This is a genomic window from Xanthomonas sp. SHU 308 (genome assembly GCF_000364645.1).
Lineage (GTDB): Bacteria > Pseudomonadota > Gammaproteobacteria > Xanthomonadales > Xanthomonadaceae > Xanthomonas_A > Xanthomonas_A sontii.
Window position 1 is genome coordinate 1 of record NZ_AQOK01000582.1, and the last position, 570, is coordinate 570.

Genomic DNA, 570 nt, shown 5'->3' on the forward strand with positions numbered 1-570 from the left:
CTGTACCCGCAGGCCAGCGCGCGGCCGGCCATCGCCAGTCCCGAGGGCTACGCGGTGGCCGACTGGGACCGCGACAGCGCGCTGCGCGAGTTGCTGCGCTGCCGGCTGGCAGGCCTGGGGCCGGTCACTGCGGCCACGCTGGCCGCGCCGCTGCACCTGCCGCTGCGCGAGGTGCAAGCCGGGCTGCTTGCGCTGCAGCAGGACGGCTATGTGCTCGGTGGTCGGTTCAGTGCCGACGCCGATGCCGAGGAGTGGTGCGAGCGGCACCTGCTGGCACGCATCCACCGCTACACCCTTGGCCGCCTGCGCCGCGAGATCGAGCCGGTGGCGCCGCGCGACTACGCGCGCTTCCTGTTCCGTTGGCAGCATCTGGACGCACAGGGCCAGGTGGAGGGCGCCGAAGCGCTGGCCGCGGTGCTGGCGCAACTGGAGGGCGTGGAGGCCGCGGCGCCGCTGTGGGAGGCGGAACTGTTGCCGGCGCGGGTGCGCGACTACCGCCCGGCCTGGCTGGACGAGGCCTGCAGTGCCGGCCGCACGCTGTGGACGCGGTTGCGCCCCGGCGCCGGCGGC

At 75.4% G+C, this 570-nt stretch carries 1 pseudogene; it reads left to right on the top strand.

The window, feature by feature from the left end:
* Positions 1 to 570, top strand: a pseudogene (locus tag D588_RS25125) (ATP-dependent DNA helicase); the annotation flags it as partial.